The 16,249-nt window shown below is 58.7% G+C and carries 16 protein-coding genes; 8 read left to right on the top strand and 8 right to left on the bottom strand.

Annotated features, from left to right (window positions below; genetic code table 11):
- Window position 1: 1 nt before the first annotated feature.
- Window positions 2-1,339: a Na(+)-translocating NADH-quinone reductase subunit A gene (locus ED661_RS21560; RefSeq protein WP_122077250.1), complete on the bottom strand. Its 1,338-nt coding sequence runs from the start codon at window positions 1,337-1,339 to the stop codon at window positions 2-4.
- Between the two features lie 209 nt (window positions 1,340-1,548).
- On the opposite strand from ED661_RS21560, the gene ED661_RS21555 reads away from it, so the two are divergent.
- The 4 genes from ED661_RS21555 to ED661_RS21540 all read left to right on the top strand — a co-directional run bounded on the left by ED661_RS21555 (window position 1,549) and on the right by ED661_RS21540 (window position 4,773).
- Window positions 1,549-2,574 (top strand): FAD:protein FMN transferase, encoded by a 1,026-nt coding sequence (locus tag ED661_RS21555; protein ID WP_122077248.1) that lies wholly within the window; start codon window positions 1,549-1,551, stop codon window positions 2,572-2,574.
- Between the two features lie 11 nt (window positions 2,575-2,585).
- The gene (gene nqrM, locus ED661_RS21550; RefSeq protein ID WP_122077245.1) at window positions 2,586-2,834 is read left to right on the top strand and encodes a (Na+)-NQR maturation NqrM; all 249 of its coding nucleotides are present in this window, start codon (window positions 2,586-2,588) and stop codon (window positions 2,832-2,834) included.
- 214 nt (window positions 2,835-3,048) lie between these two features.
- Entirely contained in the window at window positions 3,049-4,380 is a 1,332-nt protein-coding gene (locus ED661_RS21545; RefSeq protein WP_122077242.1) for an FAD-binding oxidoreductase, read from the top strand.
- A 33-nt stretch (window positions 4,381-4,413) separates the two neighbouring features.
- Window positions 4,414-4,773 (top strand): cupin domain-containing protein, encoded by a 360-nt coding sequence (locus ED661_RS21540; RefSeq protein ID WP_122077239.1) that lies wholly within the window; start codon window positions 4,414-4,416, stop codon window positions 4,771-4,773.
- 58 nt (window positions 4,774-4,831) lie between these two features.
- On the opposite strand, the gene ED661_RS21535 is transcribed toward ED661_RS21540, so the two are convergent.
- Window positions 4,832-5,020 (bottom strand): hypothetical protein, encoded by a 189-nt coding sequence (locus tag ED661_RS21535; RefSeq protein WP_122077236.1) that lies wholly within the window; start codon window positions 5,018-5,020, stop codon window positions 4,832-4,834.
- 123 nt (window positions 5,021-5,143) lie between these two features.
- On the opposite strand from ED661_RS21535, the gene ED661_RS21530 reads away from it, so the two are divergent.
- A complete protein-coding gene (locus ED661_RS21530; RefSeq protein ID WP_122077234.1) occupies window positions 5,144-5,665 on the top strand; it encodes a CBS domain-containing protein in 522 nt (173 codons plus the stop codon).
- 48 nt (window positions 5,666-5,713) lie between these two features.
- Here the strand turns inward: ED661_RS21530 and ED661_RS21525 are convergent, their stop codons facing one another.
- The 6 genes from ED661_RS21525 to ED661_RS21500 form a co-directional block, all read right to left on the bottom strand.
- Entirely contained in the window at window positions 5,714-6,508 is a 795-nt protein-coding gene (locus ED661_RS21525) for an IclR family transcriptional regulator (protein ID WP_122077356.1), read from the bottom strand.
- A gap of 66 nt (window positions 6,509-6,574) precedes the next feature.
- Complete coding sequence (locus tag ED661_RS21520) at window positions 6,575-7,915, bottom strand: TRAP transporter large permease (protein WP_122077231.1); 1,341 nt, start codon at window positions 7,913-7,915, stop codon at window positions 6,575-6,577.
- A 48-nt stretch (window positions 7,916-7,963) separates the two neighbouring features.
- Complete coding sequence (locus ED661_RS21515; RefSeq protein ID WP_122077228.1) at window positions 7,964-8,461, bottom strand: TRAP transporter small permease; 498 nt, start codon at window positions 8,459-8,461, stop codon at window positions 7,964-7,966.
- Window positions 8,462-8,546: 85 nt separating this feature from the next.
- Complete coding sequence (locus ED661_RS21510) at window positions 8,547-9,611, bottom strand: C4-dicarboxylate TRAP transporter substrate-binding protein (protein WP_122077225.1); 1,065 nt, start codon at window positions 9,609-9,611, stop codon at window positions 8,547-8,549.
- 78 nt (window positions 9,612-9,689) lie between these two features.
- Window positions 9,690-11,216 (bottom strand): class I adenylate-forming enzyme family protein, encoded by a 1,527-nt coding sequence (locus tag ED661_RS21505; protein WP_122077222.1) that lies wholly within the window; start codon window positions 11,214-11,216, stop codon window positions 9,690-9,692.
- Window positions 11,217-11,560: 344 nt separating this feature from the next.
- A complete protein-coding gene (locus tag ED661_RS21500; RefSeq protein ID WP_122077218.1) occupies window positions 11,561-12,745 on the bottom strand; it encodes a lytic murein transglycosylase in 1,185 nt (394 codons plus the stop codon).
- 201 nt (window positions 12,746-12,946) lie between these two features.
- Here ED661_RS21500 and ED661_RS21495 point away from each other — a divergent pair, with 201 nt between their 5' ends.
- From ED661_RS21495 to ED661_RS21485, 3 genes are read left to right on the top strand one after another with little or no spacing between them, the layout of a single operon-like run.
- Window positions 12,947-14,551, top strand: a complete 1,605-nt coding sequence (locus tag ED661_RS21495; RefSeq protein ID WP_122077215.1) for a DUF4173 domain-containing protein — start codon at window positions 12,947-12,949, stop codon at window positions 14,549-14,551.
- Window positions 14,529-15,203: a response regulator transcription factor gene (locus tag ED661_RS21490; RefSeq protein ID WP_122077212.1), complete on the top strand. Its 675-nt coding sequence runs from the start codon at window positions 14,529-14,531 to the stop codon at window positions 15,201-15,203. The genes ED661_RS21495 and ED661_RS21490 overlap by 23 nt, the downstream gene beginning before the upstream one ends.
- A complete protein-coding gene (locus ED661_RS21485; RefSeq protein WP_122077209.1) occupies window positions 15,203-16,198 on the top strand; it encodes a sensor histidine kinase KdpD in 996 nt (331 codons plus the stop codon). Before ED661_RS21490 ends, ED661_RS21485 begins: the two co-directional genes overlap by 1 nt.
- The last annotated feature ends 51 nt before the right edge of the window (window positions 16,199-16,249 follow it).

Genomic DNA, 16,249 nt, shown 5'->3' with positions numbered 1-16,249 from the left:
ACTATCCCTCCTTTTCGATCTTCGTCAGACTGTCACGCAGTGCCAGTCCGTATTCGTATTTTGCCGGGCAGGCAAAGCCGACCAGCCCGAGATCTTCTTCGTCCAGTTCCAGCGCACCCAGCGCCTGGGCCTGATCGGTATCCATCACCAACAGGGCACGCAAAAGCTGCGTTGGCAGAAAGTCCTGCGGCATCAGCTCCTCAAAAGTGCCTGTCGGCACCATGGCACGACGGCCTCCGTTGAGGTTCGATGTCAGCGCATGGAGCTTTTTGGAGAACAGCGAGCCAAGCACTGGCTGCACTGCATATTTGTTGCCCATGGGACGGATCCAGCCCAGTGGGATCTGTTTCTTGTCTTCTTCGATCACAGTGATCTGACGCGCGTAGCGGCCCAGGTAGCCATCGGCGCCCTCACCTGCGCGACCCGACAGGATCGAACCGGAAATCATCCGCGCCGGAACCGAGGTGTCGGTCTCATTTGCGGTCAGTTCAGCCATCGAAGCGCCTGCAAGTGTGCGGATCAAGCGCGGTTGACCAACCAGCGGACCCGACAGAGCAACAATGCGTTCCGCATTGATCACGCCAGTTGTCAGCAGGCGACCAATGGCGATCACATCCTGATAGCCAATGCTCCAGACCGTCTTTGTCGCGGTGGGTGGCTCGATGAAATGCATATGGGTGCCAGCAAGACCAGCAGGATGCGGCCCGTCAAAGCTCGCAACCTCAACACCCTCAGCGCTGGGGATGGAGGCGTCGCCAGACTGGCAAAGATAGGTCTTACCCTCGCTCAGACCCGCGATGGCCTTGAGGCCCGCCGCAAAATCATCCGCCGCCGCGTTGATGACGACGCTGGCATCCGCCGACAGGGGCTCAGAGTCCATCGCCGTCACATAGATCGCGGCAGGGCGCGTATCAGATGCGGGCACCTTGGAATAGGGACGGGTACGGAACGAGGTCCAAAGACCCGCCGCACAAAGACGCTCGGCCAGACCTTCTGCGGTGGTGATATCACCCACCGAGGAGAAATCGACCGGCTCTGCCGCAGCAGCGTCCACTTCGATCTCAACACTGACCAGCACCCGGCGGGCACCACGGTTCACCGCCTTGACGCGACCGGACACCGGCGAGACCACCTGGACATCGGGTGTGTCCTTATGGGCAAAGACCGGGGCGCCGGCGGCGATGACATCGCCTTCCTGCACCGCAAGACGGGGTTTCAAACCCAGGTAGTCGCTGCCCAGCAAGGCAACGGTCCTGACTGCGGGACCATCGTGAATTTCCTGCGCGGGGGCGCCCGCAACCGGAAGCTCGAGTCCTTTTCGTAGCTTGTAATGCCGCAACTCTATCTCTTCTTCTTCTGCTGTTGGTCAGAACCAACATGTCTGGGCCGTTGTTCGGATTCGGCCTGCAAATAGTCTGATCCGGGCCATTTTCCCACAGGGAAATGCGAAAAAGCCCGTGACCGTGCTATTTCCGACTGAATCCGCCCTTGATTGACAGGGCCGCGAATAGCGTACAATACAAGGGCGTTTCAAGGGTAGGTGAACAAATGGCACGTCTCTTTCTTGTCGCTTTGATGTTTTTCTTGGCAGCCTGCAAATCAGATCCCGTCACGCTGAAGTTCAGCGGCGAGACCATGGGCACGACATATAACATCGTGGCTATCGACAAAACGGCGGATCTGTCATCGGATGCGCTGCAAGCGGCAATCACTGCCACATTGGCAAAAGTGAACGGCCAGATGTCGAACTGGGATCCAAACTCCGAGATCTCACAGTTCAACTCTGCCCCCACCACCGACCCGATCGCGATCTCACCCGAATTGGCCAGTGTTGTGGCAGCCGCAAACGAGATCCACCAAAAGAGCGAGGGCCTGTTTGATGTGACCCTCGGCCCCCTCATCGAAATCTGGGGCTTTGGCGCCCGCACCCCCGACAGCCCGGTTCCCACGGATGAAGCCATTGCCGCTGCGCTCAAGGTTGTGGGCCAGGGTAAAGTGCTGGTTTTGAACTCAGAGCCGCGCAGCCTGACAAAGAGCCTACCGGAGACCTCAGTCTATCTGGCCGCCATCGCCAAGGGCTACGGAGTCGATCAGGTTGCTGCAGTTCTAGCTCAGGCCGGGGTGGGTGATTACATGGTCGAAATCGGTGGCGATCTGGTCACCGCAGGTTTGAACCCCAAGGGCGAAGCCTGGCGCATTGGGATTGAACGCCCCGATGCCGCCAGTCAGACGATTGAGGAAATTGTCGATGTCTCTGGTTTGGGCATGGCGACCTCGGGGGATTACCGCAACTATTTTGAACAGGATGGCATCCGCTATTCGCATATCATCGACGGCGTCACTGGCCGCCCAATCACCCATGGTACGGCTTCGGTTACGGTACTGGCAGAGAATGCCATGATGGCCGATGGCTGGGCCACGGCGCTGCTCGCCCTGGGGCAAGAACGTGGGCTTAAGATCGCCGAATCCGAGGGTCTCGCGGTTTTGTTCATTGCACGCAGCCCCGATTCCGGTGCAACAGGCTTTGTAACCACCACCAGCTCGCAGTTTTCCACGCTGCAAGCAAAGCAATAAGGGCAGACCCTATGGCCACCTTCCTTCTTACCTTTGGGCTTTTGGCACTTGTCATGCTGGGCATGTCGCTGGGCGTTTTGCTGATGGGCAAGACCATCAAGGGCAGCTGCGGTGGGCTGAATGCCATTTCCGGCGCTGACAAATGTGTGGTCTGCAGCAAGGACATCGACCCCGACAGCCCCCTGCGCGACAAGCTGCAGTGCAAGCGGGCCCGCAAAATGGTCGAACAGATGGAAGCAGACATGCGCGCCGACACCTGACAACAGGTTTTGCCCTATCCGGTTTTTGTTGAGGCGGCTCCAGGGGTCGCCTTTTTCTATTCTGGGTCAATAAACTAGGCCGACCCGGGATTTTTCTGGCTCGGTGTCGCAACGGGGCTAGAAACACCCCAGCTTCTCTCGTCTCTTCCTCGCGACCCGGCCACAAAATCGCCCGGGTCTTATGGAATTCAGACGAGCCCCAGGATCAGCCCAAATGACGACAAACCACCGCTCAGCCTCACCCAGCCCACAAGACAGCCGTGAGGTCTATTGGTTTGAGGGGCTGCCTTTGGCGCCTGATACACCGTCTGACCCCTTGCCTCAGGTGGATGTGGCCATTGTGGGGTCGGGCTACACCGGATTGAACGCCGCGCTGGTCACTGCAAGGGCAGGACGAAGCACGATGGTTTTGGATGCGGGCGATCCTGGCTGGGGCTGCAGCACCAAAAACGGCGGCCAGATCAGCACCAGCATCAAGCCCAATCTGGAGAAGCTGACCGCCCGCTATGGTGCCGCAAAGGCCCGCGCCATTCGCCAAGAAGGCATAGATGCGCTGAATTGGATTGATGAATTCATCCAGACCGAAGGTCTAGATTGCAATTTTGCCCGCTGCGGCCGCTATCACGCGGCCCATAGCCCCAAACATTTTGACGCGCTGCAACGCTCTGCCGATGTTCTGAACCAGACCGAAGGCGCCGAAGCCTATGCTGTTCCTCGCCAGCAGCAACATACCGAGCTGGGCTCGGACACCTATTTTGGTGGCATGGTCTTTCCGCATCATGCCTCGCTTGATCCGGCAAAATACCACCGCGCCCTGCTGCAGCGCGCGATTGAGGCAGGGGTGCATGTCACCGGGAACTGCCCCGTTCAAGAGGTCAGCAAAGATTCAAGCGGTTTTGTCCTGCGCACCGCCAAAGGTCTGGTGCGGGCGCGCGATGTGATGATTGCAACTGGTGGCTATAGCGGCCCGCTGTCGCCCTGGCTGCAACGGCGCATCATCCCCATCGGCAGCTATGTAATCGCCACTGACCCCATTCCATCCACCCTGATGGATGAGCTGTTTCCAACTGACAGAATCGTCAATGACACCTGCAAGGTTGTCTATTACTTCCGCCCCTCCCCCGATCGCAGCCGCGTGCTGTTTGGGGGGCGGGTGTCTGCAAAGGAAACCGACCCTTCCGTCAGCGGCCCCAAGCTGCATAAGGATATGTGCCGGATTTTCCCGCAGCTGCGCGACTATGGCATCTCGCATTCCTGGACGGGCCAGGTCGGTTATACCTTTGACGAGCTGCCCCATGTGGGCATGCACCAAGGCATGTATTACTCCACCGGTTACTGCGGTACCGGCGTGTCCCTGGCAAGCTATTTTGGCATGCGGGTCGGACAAAAGATCCTCGGCCTCAGCGAAGGCGCAACCGCGCTGGACGGGTTGAAGTTCCCGACCCGACCCTTTTATCGCGGCAATCCCTGGTTCCTGCCCGCCGCCGTCACTTGGTACCGCTGGCAAGACCAGTTTGAACTGCGCCAGGCAGCGCGCAGCCGCTAACTCCTCCACTCACAAGACAAAAGAAAGACCCCCATGATCTCACTCGACAGTTTCAAAGACCTGGCAGGCACTCCCGTTGGGGAATTCAAGCCAAAGCCCACCACCCTCACCGAGGGCCAGACCGAGGCAGCTACAGTTTTGTGGCAAGCGCCGGGCGGCGGCACCTCGATTGGGGTATGGGAATGCACCCCGGGACGTTTCACCGCCGACCGCACCGCGGCGGGTGAATACTGCCATATCATCTCGGGTCGTGCATCAGTCAGCAATGTGGACGGATCCAACACCCGTGAAATCGGTCCCGGTGATCTGCTGGTTTTACCACAGGGCTGGGTCGGCGAATGGACCATTCACGAACATATGCGCAAGCTATTTGTAATCAGCGCAGACGCCTAGGCGTCAACACGTCCAAAACCAGCAAAGGCCCCTTGGACAAAAGCGGGCCTCTGTTTCCCTAAAGCCCCTGCATCGGTACAAAGGCTAGAGTCAGCAGGGAGGCCGCCGCAATCAGGCCAAAGAGCCAGAGCTGCCAACGCGGCCCCTCGGCCTTCCAGACCCGGCGATAGCGATTGCCCGCCAGAACCGCCAGAAAAATCAAAATCGTAGCAATTAGCGGCGTCAGTGTGATCTGCGAGGCAAGCAAGCTATTCCCCCTAAGGCATTTTGTCGTCTAAGCTACCCTAAGGCACTTCGTTGTCTAAACTGAATGACACAGCACAGGACCATTAGACAACCACAGGCCTCCAACAACAGGGAGCATTTCAACATGCCAAGTTCTTATCAGGCCCCCAGCCGAGGGGATCAGACCAAAAAGACCACTCAGAGCCAATCCACCCAGAGCAATCTCTCGCAGGAGCAGGCAACGGTCGAACAGCTGATCAGCAAAAAGGGCGGCACCACCTATACGATTTCTTCCAGTGACACGCTCAGCACCGCTGTCACCGTCCTGCGGGATCGCCGCATCGGGGCGCTGCTTGTCACCGGGGAAAGTGGCGCATTGGAAGGCATTCTGTCAGAGCGCGATATCGTGCGGAAACTGGCGGAAACGCCGGGGCAAACCCTGCCACAGACGGTGGGTGAGAACATGACCAGCAAAGTTGAGACCTGCGCCCCCAGCGATCCCCTAGTCACAGTCCTGCGCCGCATGAACGAGGGGCGTTTTCGCCACATGCCCGTGGTTGATGACGGTAAGCTTTGCGGCATGCTGACCATTGGTGATGTGGTGAACTATCGCCTGAACGCACTGGAATACGAAGCGCTGCAACTGAAACAGATGATTGTCGGCTAGTGAGCCCCCGCCCTTTTGCCCTCAGGGGCGGGAGGGCAGAAAACTTGATCAGTCCTCGAGCATGATGGGAAACCGGCGCCCTGTGATATGCAGCAGCTCCTGCACCGCCGTCACCAGCGCCGGACCAACACTCTCGGTAATCTGCTCATCCGCCAGATCCGCTTTGCGCGCACCGCTGAGGAAAGCCACCGGCTCGCCAAATTCTGACGGGCGATAGGGCGTGGCAATGGCGTTTATGGTCGCGTTGAACCGCTGCTCTCCACGCACAAAGGCATAGCCATCACTCAGCAGGCTGGACTGCGCTTTGCCTCCAAACTCGGCATGTTCAGCCTGATCCTCTGGTGACATGGCCTGTGTCAGTTTCTCGAGTTCACTGCGCCCCAAGGCCCCCAGAAAGGCCGCACCCGAAGAAGACTGCAACATCGGCATGCGATAGCCAACGTTGAGCCAGGTGGTGGTCGAATTGCGTGGCCGCCAGGTTTTGACGATCAGCATCTTGCCATCGTCCTGGATCGCCACGCCAATCAGCGTCTTGGTGGCATCCGCCAGCTTCTGCATGATCGGTCCGGCGGTTTCCACAAAGCCAAAGGAGGCCCCGGCAATATTACCAAGCGCCAGCGCCGCAGGTCCCAGCCTGTATTTGTCATGGTGATGGCCATGGGTCAGATAGCCCAGGGCACACAGGGTAAAGGTCAGCCGCGACACAGTGGAACGTGGCAGGCCAGTGCGTTCTGAAATCTCCAGATTCCCAAGCCCATCGTCATTAGGGCCAAAAGCACGCAGCACGTTGAGACCACGGGCCAGAGTATTGGCAAATCGCTTGTCGTCTTTCAGATCTGGCATCGCCTCATGTTCCTTTGTGGTAGGAAATTCCAACTTATAGAATTTCCCACGGATGAAAAAGCCCGTTCATCTCGCCGTCATCGACAGCAGCAGGGAAATCGACGGAAAGCCCACAATCAGCGCCAAAACCACCACATCAACGCATAAGAACCGCCAGATGCCGGCAAAAACCGTGCCAATTGGCGCCGCCTTGCCAACCACATTGGACAGAACAAAGACGTTCAACCCAACTGGCGGGGTGATCAACCCGATCTCCAGCAGCTTCACCACCACAACGCCAAACCAGATCAGGTTCATGCCATAGGATTCCACCAGCGGCACCACCAGGGGCAGGGTCAGAACCATGATCCCGATGGGGTCCAGAAACATGCCCAGCATCAGATAGACGGCACAGATACAGATCAGAAGCACCATGGGCGAGAGCTGCGCATCCGCCACCGATTGCACCAGTGCCGGCGCCATGCCAGTCAGGGCAATCGCCGCAACGAAGATCTTGGCGCCAGCCGCCACCACAAAGATCGCCGAGGTCTGCACACAGGTTTCGCGCACCGCCTCCCAGAGGCCCTGCAGGGTCAGGCGTTTCTGGGCAAAGCCGATCAGGGTGGTGACAACCACGCTGACCGCCGCCGCCGCCGTAGCGGTGAAAAAGCCGCCATAGATGCCCACCACGATGATCACAAAAATCAGAACTGCCGGCCAGGCTTCACGCACGGCGGCCATCTTCTCGGCCCAGTTGGCGGCGGTGCCCTGTTCGGGGACCAGTTTGGGATTGACCCTAATCCAAACCCAGATCACCAGCACAAAGCCCGCCAGGGTCAAAAGCCCCGGCAGAACACCGGCCAAAAACAGCTTGCTGACTGAGGTTTCGGTGAAAATGGCATAGATGATGAACAGAATGCTGGGCGGGATCAGCGACCCCAATGTGCCACCTGCGGCCACGCTGGCCGTCGCCAGACGCGGATCATAACCCAGTCGCAGCATTTCCGGCGTGCAGATCTTTCCCATGGTCGAAGCACAGGCAAGGCTTGACCCGGTGATTGCGGAAAACCCGCCACATCCCATGACCGAGGCCACGGCCAAGCCACCGCGCTGACGCACCAGCCAGACCTTGGCCGAGTTGTAGACAGCGGTGGTGATCCCGGCCCGGTAGGCGATATTGCCAAGCGCCACAAACAGCGGGATCATCGACAGATCAAAGCTGTGCACCAGATCAAAGGAGTTCGAAAACACCAGTGACGAAGTCGCCCGAATGGCCCGTTCGGGCATGAAAGTGCCGGTTCTGAAGGCAAAGATGGTAAAGGCCGCCAGAGTTGCCACGCCAATCAGCGCAAAGGCAATTGGCACCCGCATCGCTAAGAGTACCAGCATCAGGCCAAAGGCCAGAATTCCAATCGTTGCCGGATCCATGAAGTCTATTCCCGAAATTGAAGTATTCTTGAGAAAGGGCGCATGCCCTTAATGTGGTGAGGTCTCGATGGTGCCACCGCGCAGGACAGTGGCGATATCCCCAAGGGCCATGACCACCAACCGCAGCCAGCACAGCGAAATGCCAATGACAAAGGCCAACCTACCCGGCCATTGCGGCAGGTTGAGATCACCGTAAAAGGCACTGCCCGTATTGATCTGATGCATCAGCTCCTTGCCGCCCGAATAGATCAGCGGGCTGAGGGCAAAGATCCCAAACAGGGTGCCAAAGATGACAAAGTGATTGACCACTCGGGTTGGCAGCATATTGGTGAGAAACTCCACCGAAATATGCGCCCGCTGGGTGGTGGCCGCAGCCAAAGGCATGATGATCGCCAGCACCATCAGCTCGCGCACGATGATCACCGCATCGGGCACTGAAGAATTGAACAGATTAAGCGCAATCACATCGGCAAAGATCATCAGCGCCAGCAAAATGATCGAGGCCGTTGCCACGTCGATGCAAAGTCTTTCGATCCGGTCCAGCATCTCGCCCCCTCCCTGCAAGTATTGGATTAATGCGACACCGGGGCAATCTCTCCCCTGCCCCGGTGTCTCAGATCAGTAGCGCCGCTTAGTTGCGCTCCCAGGGGTAGCCCTCGGCCTCAAACTCTGCGGTGTAATCCGCAACCGCCTGGGTATAGACTTCGATCATCGCATCCGGGTTCAGACCAACGCTGGCCGCGTTTTCTTTCCAATCCGCCAGGAAGGGCTCAGTGGCTGCATTCAGCTCAGCCTGTTCTTCAGCGGAGACTTCGATCACCTTGACCGGACGCTCATACTGACCCTCGCGCATCGCGTTCAGCGCCTTGGCATTGGCCCCGATCACGATCTGGGCAAATTTATCCGCCAGCTCAGTCCCGGCCTGAGTCAGAACCTCTTTCTGCGCCTCACTCAGCGCGTCATAGCTTTGCTTGTTCATGAACATGCCATAGCCGCCGATCTGACCCCAGTTCAGCACAGTGTAGCTGTCGATGACCTCGTGCCATTTCAGCGCCGGGATGATGTAGGAATAGCCCTGGGTACAATCGATCAACCCGGTATCTAGACCCTGATAGGCCTCATAGACACTCAGATTGACCATGGTCGCACCCAGCTCACCAAAGACCTTGCCATAGACGCCGGCACCGCGCACCTTCATGCCCGCAATGTCCTTGATCGAATTGATCTCGGCGCCCTTGCAGGCCACATTCACATCAGAGGCGGTGAAGGTGCCGATATAGACCAGATTCTGGCGAGCCAGATTTTCGGTGATTTCGGGCATTGTGCGCATCAGATGATCGGTTGCACGCAGACCAACCCAGGGGTTGGGACCGCCCAGCGGCAGATCCGCCAGGGAATAAGCCGCCATTTCTTTCTGGAAATAGGCCGAGATGATCGACCCGGCATCGGCCACGCCATCGCCGATCGACTGCACCGAGGCCGAAGCTTTGAACAGGGCGCCGCCCCATTGCACGTCGAGCTTCAGATCCCCTTCGGACAGTTCACCGATGCGGCCGTCAAACCATTTCAGTGCAGCCGGAACCGTGCCACGCGCCGGGCCGCTATGGCCATAAAAGATGGTGGTCTGCGCCGCAGCAACGGTGCCAAAAGACAGGGCAACAGCCGCCGCACCCAATGTGGTTTTCACAAAACTCATAGTCAAAATCTCCTCCCCGAGATTACGTTTCCAAATGGCTAGCATACAGAATGTCATTCCGTATAGTAGAATTTACGTTCAGCTAACGGTTTCTCCATTCAGCTCCTCCGCAAAGCTGCTGATCAGTTTGGCCTTGAGGATTTTTCCCGTTGGGGCCGCAGGTAACTCCTGCGCCAGAATGATCCGGGTGGGCCGCTTGTAGGGCGCCAGTCTGTCCTTCACAAAGGCCGAGAGATCGGCCTCGCTCAGGGTGCAGTCAGCGGCAACTTTGACAAAGGCCAGGACCTCTTCATTGCCAGCAACCTGCCTACCAACAACCCCTGCCATGATGACCTCCGGGTGGTCGGTCAGCGCGCCTTCGACCTCGACCGGGTAGACATTGAACCCGGAGCGGATGATCAGCTCTTTTGAGCGTCCGGCAATATGCAGGCGCCCTTCGTCGTCAAAACAGCCCAGATCCCCGGTACGGAAAAATCCGTCTTCGGTCAGCACCTTGGCGCTTTGCTCGGGATCACGGAAATAGCCCTTCATGATCTGCGGCCCCCCCACCAGGATTTCACCGATTCCCTCAGTGGGCGTGGCACCTTCGGCCTCAAAATCCAGCCGGAAGGTACTGTCCTGCATGGGATGGCCGACGCTTACATCCGGATCGCCCAAGGGGCTGGCAGTGGCACAGACCCCGGCGGTTCCTTCGGTCAGCCCATAGCCGTTTTGCAGCGGAATGCCGTAAAAGGCCTCGGCCTCGCGCTTCCAGGTGGGGTCCAGTGGAGCACCGCCAGAGGAGACAAAGCGCAACAGCCCCGCATCATACCGCGGTTTTTTCTGCGCGCGCGCGTAGTGAAACAAAAGTGCATGCATCTGCGGTACGGCCGGCAGCAGGGTCACATCCGTTTGCAGCGCCTTATACAACCGCTCAACCGAAAAACGCGCCTCCAGCCGCATCGACCCTTGGGCACCGCAGATCGACAGGAAGGTGACAAAGCCAAAGATATGCGACAGCGGCAGGGCCAGATAGGTCATGTCGTCATCCTGCATGCCACGCACCTTGGCCGAGGCCGCAGCGGCACAGAGCAGGTTGTGGTGAGTCAACATCGCCGCCTTTGGCACGCCGGTTGTCCCCGAGGTATAGAGCAGCAGTGCCACCTGTTCAGCGCCGTCTTCAAAACAGGGCTCGGGCTGGCTGCCCTTACGCTGGAACAGACCAACGGTGCCATAACGCCCCATGGCTGGTTTGGCCGAAAAGGCCTTGCCGTGAATGACAGCAGTATCCGAGGCATCATTGCAAAACACCACAACACTTGGGTCGCTATGGGTGATCAGCCGATCCAGCTCCGCATGGGTCAGCCGTGCATTCAGCGGCACCGAGATCGCATCCAGTTCACTGATGGCAAGAACAAATGCGCAGACGGCCAGGCAGTTTTCAAACACCATGACCACCCGATCCCCGGGTTTGACCCCCTGCCCCAGCAAAACCTCCTTTGCTTCGGCGGTGGCATCAGCTAGATCGGACCAGGTGAATTTCCCATCCGCATAGTCGATCATCGCCAGAGCATTCGGTTTTGCGGCAACGGCCGCGCGTAAGGTGTCGTGAATTCGGGTCTGCACGCAGGTCCCCTCCCTATGAATCCTACTGAAACTCAGCGCCTTGCCTCTTTTGTGGTTCAGAGATTTGCTCCGCCGTCGCTGCACGGCACCGAGGCGCTGTCTCGTCGGGTATAACGTAAGGATATCGTAATTTCAATATGTGGAATTTATACCGCTATAGTGAAATTACGTGACGATTTTTACCGCCCGGCAACCCCAAAACAACCCTAGCCTGCAAAGGCAGAGCAACCATCGGAGAATCAGATCCAAACCGCCCCCTGTATCCTGACAGTGGGCAGGTTGATCATGGATGTTAGGAAGTTGGATCTGAGGTGAGCGGACCCGCTCACCTCAAGCATTTGCCGCTATTTCAGGGCGCGCAACAGCTCTATCGAAGGCGTGCCGGTTGCAGGCTGACCAATACTGGCCTGATAGGCACTGATGGCCGCCTGGCTCTTTGGTCCCAGGACCCCATCGGCACCACCCGTATCAAAACCCTTGGCCGTCAGGCGCTTTTGCAATGCGACCCGGTCATCCTTGGTCAACCCATTGGCATCTGGCGGGAACTTCCCACGCAGAGGTGGACCACCCGCGATGCGATCGGCCAGATGGCCGACTCCAATCGCATAGGCATCTGAATTATTGTAGCGTTTGATTGCCCTGAAGTTCCCAGTAACAGCAAAGCTCGGCCCACCGGCTTGGGGCTGCAACGCACCCGCAGCCGCAGCGCCAGTCACCTCACGCCCCCAGCTTTGCCCGCGCGTCCAGCCATTGCGCGCCAGATAGGCGGCGGTAGAGGCCAGTGCATCCGTTGGATCCTCAGACCAGATATCGCGCCGCCCGTCACCGGTGAAATCCACCGCAAAGGCCTGATAGGACGTCGGGATAAACTGAGTATGGCCCATGGCCCCAGCCCAGCTGCCGGTCATCTTATTGGCCGTGATATCGCCGTTTTGCAGGATTTTCAGCGCTGCAATCAGCTGTTTTTCAAAAAACGCCCCGCGCCGCCCGTCATAGGCCAGGGTCGAGGTGGCCGAGACCACCGGCACATCACCGCGGCGTTCGCCGTAAAAGCTCTCCAGCCCCCAGATCGCCGCAATGATCGAGGCATTCACGCCGTATTTTGCCTCTAATGCCAGCAGGGTTTTCTGATGTCGCTGATAAGCAGCGCGCCCCTTGCTGACCCGCTCATCGGAGACGGCAATCGACAGATAGTCCTCAAGTGTGCGCTTGAATTCGGTCTGGTTGCGATCGCGTTTCACCACTCCGGGCAGGTAGCCGGCATTGCGAAACCCTACCCGCAGAGTGGCCTCTGATATGCCCTTGGCCTGAGCGCGGGTGTAAAACCCTTCGACCCATTTGTCATAGCCCGCGTTGGGGGTGGGCCGCAGATCCGCTGGCAGCCCGGGTTTGGCCACAGGGCTCCCCCCCGAACTGACGCGCTGATTGGCCGAGGTGACATTGCCGCAGGCCACCAGCCCAAAGGCGGCAAACCCCAGGCTAAAGCACCGTCTGGAAACTTGGGTCGTCTTACTCTTTGAAAAACTCATGATTTCTGCTCGCTGTTTTCTTTTACCCTAGCGCATCTCTCCCCGCTTGCAATCTATGCGACATCCCTGTGGGCGCCTCCCCGCCGAATACGCCAGGGCTTTCTGCACAATTCCTGCACATCTCTTGCGCAAGCGCTGCGCGGCCTCTGTGGCATTCCTCGCCTTGTCCTTTCAAAGAAAACGAAAAACGAGGAACAGAAGATGACAGGTGACTATACGGTTCGCGGCGTGCCCGCCTCTCTTGCGCAGGATGGCTGGTGGCTCTCTTGTGACAGCGCAGATGAGCTGCCTGCAGACAAACCTTTGCCCCAGCGCAATTGGGCCGATCTGAGCCGCAAGGGAAGTGGCGCGCTGCTGGCGCTGGTGGTTCTGGTCGCCCTGGCGGACTGGCTGTTCTGGGGCTATGTGCCGGGTTTATCTGTCGCCCTGTTCAGCTGGGCACTGTTTGGAGCTGCGGCTCTGCTGAATACCCCTGACAAGCGCCAGATCAAACCTGCTTTGCTGCTCTTGCTGCTGACCAGCCTGCCGGTGATCGAGCAGTATCAGGCTCTATCCTTGGGATTTCAGCTCTTTGGCTTGATTGTGGCGGTTGCCTGGGTTCATCTGCCGGTCAAAGATCACTTCGCCGCCCTACCCGCTGCAGCCTTGCACCTGTTGCGCGCCCTGCCCCTCACTGGCCTGCGTAAATTCCTGCAAACTCTGTTCCCAAAACCGTCCGTGCCCAAGTCTGAAACCCCGCAGAAAACCGATAAGCGTCCCTCCTCCCTGTCGAAACATTTCCGCAATTGGAGCTTTCCCTTGGGTGGTGCGCTGGTGCTGATCACCCTGCTGCTGCAAGCCAATCCGCTACTGGAGCAAAGCCTTGTGGATATCCTGAGTTTTGATCTGGATCTCATGGTCCTGCTGCAGCGTGTGCTGTTCTGGGGCGGCACCGCGCTGATGATCTGGCCCTTTCTTGTGCCGACTCGGATCCAAAAATCACCCCAAGCCAAAACAACAACACCGCAGAACCAAAAAAGACTGAGCTTTGGTCTCAATGCCGGGTCGGTTTTGCGGGCCCTGGTGATGTTCAACCTGATCCTCGGGGTGCAGAGCCTGATGGACCTCTCCATCCTGATTGGCGGGGCTGAACTGCCCGAAGGCATGACGCTGGCGAGATATGCCCATCGTGGAGCCTATCCATTGCTGGCGACTGCCATGTTGGCCGGAGGATTTGCCCTTGCGGCGCGCCCCTATCTGAGCAGCCATGCCAGCCTCAAGCCCCTGATGATGCTCTGGCTCGGTCAGAACGCCCTGCTCGGCCTCACCTCGGTTCTGCGGCTTGATCTCTATGTCGCCAGCTTTGGCCTCACCTATCTCCGGCTTTACGCAATGATCTGGATTGGCCTGGTGGTGGCAGGATTGCTGCAGACCGCATGGCAGATCCTCAAGGCGCGCTCCAATCGCTGGCTGCTGCTGCGCTGTACCAGCTTGGGGCTTGGGGTGCTCTACCTCTGTGCCTTTGTCAATTTTGCCAGTGTGATAGCAGCCCAGAACCTCAGCATGAACTCTGCCCAATCGCCCGATTGGTATTACCTCTGCACCCTTGGGCCAAATGCAGCAAGCGGTATCCAAGCGGCACAGCGTGCAGATGCCGATTTCGCAATCCCTCCCGATTATGCCTTCTGCTGGCAACGCGCGGAAGATCAAAGAAACTGGCGCGAATGGGGCTTTCGCTCCTGGCGGGTAAGTTCTTATGCTGGGTTGGATTTTGACGGCACAGATACAGGTAAGGCAAAGAGCGATGAAGATCCTATTGGTCGATGACGATCCCCGCCTGCGCGACCTAGTGCGCATCGCCCTGGAGCGCGCAGACTGGCAGGTGGTCACCGCAGCCGACGGCCAGGAGGCGCTGCTGCACGCCAGCCGCGAGGCACCGGATTTCATCGTGCTGGACATTGGCCTGCCGGAACTGGACGGGTTTGAGGTCTGCCGCCGCATCCGACAACGATCAGAGGTGCCGATCCTGTTTCTCACCGCCCGCGACGATGAGGTTGACTGCATACTGGGGTTGGAGCTGGGCGCTGATGACTATGTCACCAAGCCCTTTAGCCCGCGTGAGCTGGTGGCCCGCATCCGTACCATCCTGAAACGCAGTCAAAAAACACATGTCCCGAGCGCGTTGCGCCACGGCGCCCTTAGCCTCGATCCGCTGGCGCATCGTTGCCAGATCAATGGCCAAGAAATCGCACTGACCGCCCGTGAACAGGGCATCCTGACCCTGCTGCTGCAAGATCCCGCCCGCATTCGCAGCCGGGCCGAGCTGATCACCCAGATCTGGGGGGCGGGCAGTCAGGTCTCGGACCGAACCCTGGACAGCCATCTGCGCAATCTGCGCGCCAAGCTGGAGCGGGCTGGCGGCCATGATTTGATTGAAACCGTGCATGCCGTTGGGATTCGTCTCAGGGCGGTGACCTGATGCGGGCGCAGCTGGTTCAAAAATGGCGCCCAACGCTGGCGCTGGTGCTTGGTGGGGGCTTGGCAGGCACCCTGATCCTGTCACTGATCGGGCTGGTGGCCCTGCGCTATCTGGGTCCGGAAATTGGTTTTCGCAACGCCGCTCTTTTGCTGGGCACATTGATCCTTCTGGCGACCTCCTTTTTGGGCTGGCTGCTGGTACGGCTACTGCTCTCGCCCATTCGCGCCCTCAACGCCTATGCGGCCCAAACGCGCAGTCATCCGGGTCAAACCATTGACCCACCTGAACAATCCGGAACGGTCGAATTGCACAATATGGCGCGGAACGTCGTCGATATGGCCGAACATCTGCGCAACCGGGAAATGACCATCCGCAGCTTTACCGACCATGTCAGCCACGAGATCAAGACCCCGGTCTCCGCCATTCGTGCCGCAGCTGAACTAATAGAGGATGGCGGCGCCCTGTCCGCTGACGACCAGAAACTGCTCACCCAGATTGATGGGGCGGCACGGCAGATCGAAGAACAGCTCACGGCCCTGCGCGAGGTCGCCCGCGCCCGCGAGATGAGCCATCAGGGCAGCAGCAAGATTGACGCCCTCAGCAACTGGCTGCGCCAGGAGTTTGCCGATTTGGGTCTGTCTCTTTCCGGCACCGATTTGCTGTTCCCTATCGGGGAAAGCGGGCTGAAAATCATCCTGGCCCATCTATTGAACAATGCCCGTGATCAAGGCGCGCAACGAGTCGACATTACCGCGCGGTTGCAGCCCACTGGGCTAGAGCTACGGGTTTCAGACGATGGCCCAGGCATCTCCCCCGGGAATGCTGCGCAGATTTTTGATCCGTTTTTCACCACCAAACGCGCCAAGGGTGGCACGGGCATGGGCCTCACCATCCTGCGAAATATGCTCAGCGTCCATGGCGGCGACATCTCATTGCACCCCAGCAAGCGCGGCGCCTGCTTTGTCATCTCCTTTGCTGCGGCCCCATCGCGCTGAAACCCGCCGAGCCTTGACTGGCATTTCCGACAAACCCCGCTAGGCTGACCA

Origin of the sequence: Pseudophaeobacter sp. EL27 (genome assembly GCF_900313025.1) — a bacterium.
Lineage (GTDB): Bacteria > Pseudomonadota > Alphaproteobacteria > Rhodobacterales > Rhodobacteraceae > Pseudophaeobacter.
Note: the sequence above shows the minus strand (reverse complement) of the source record. Positions and strands in the feature narration are given on the sequence as shown.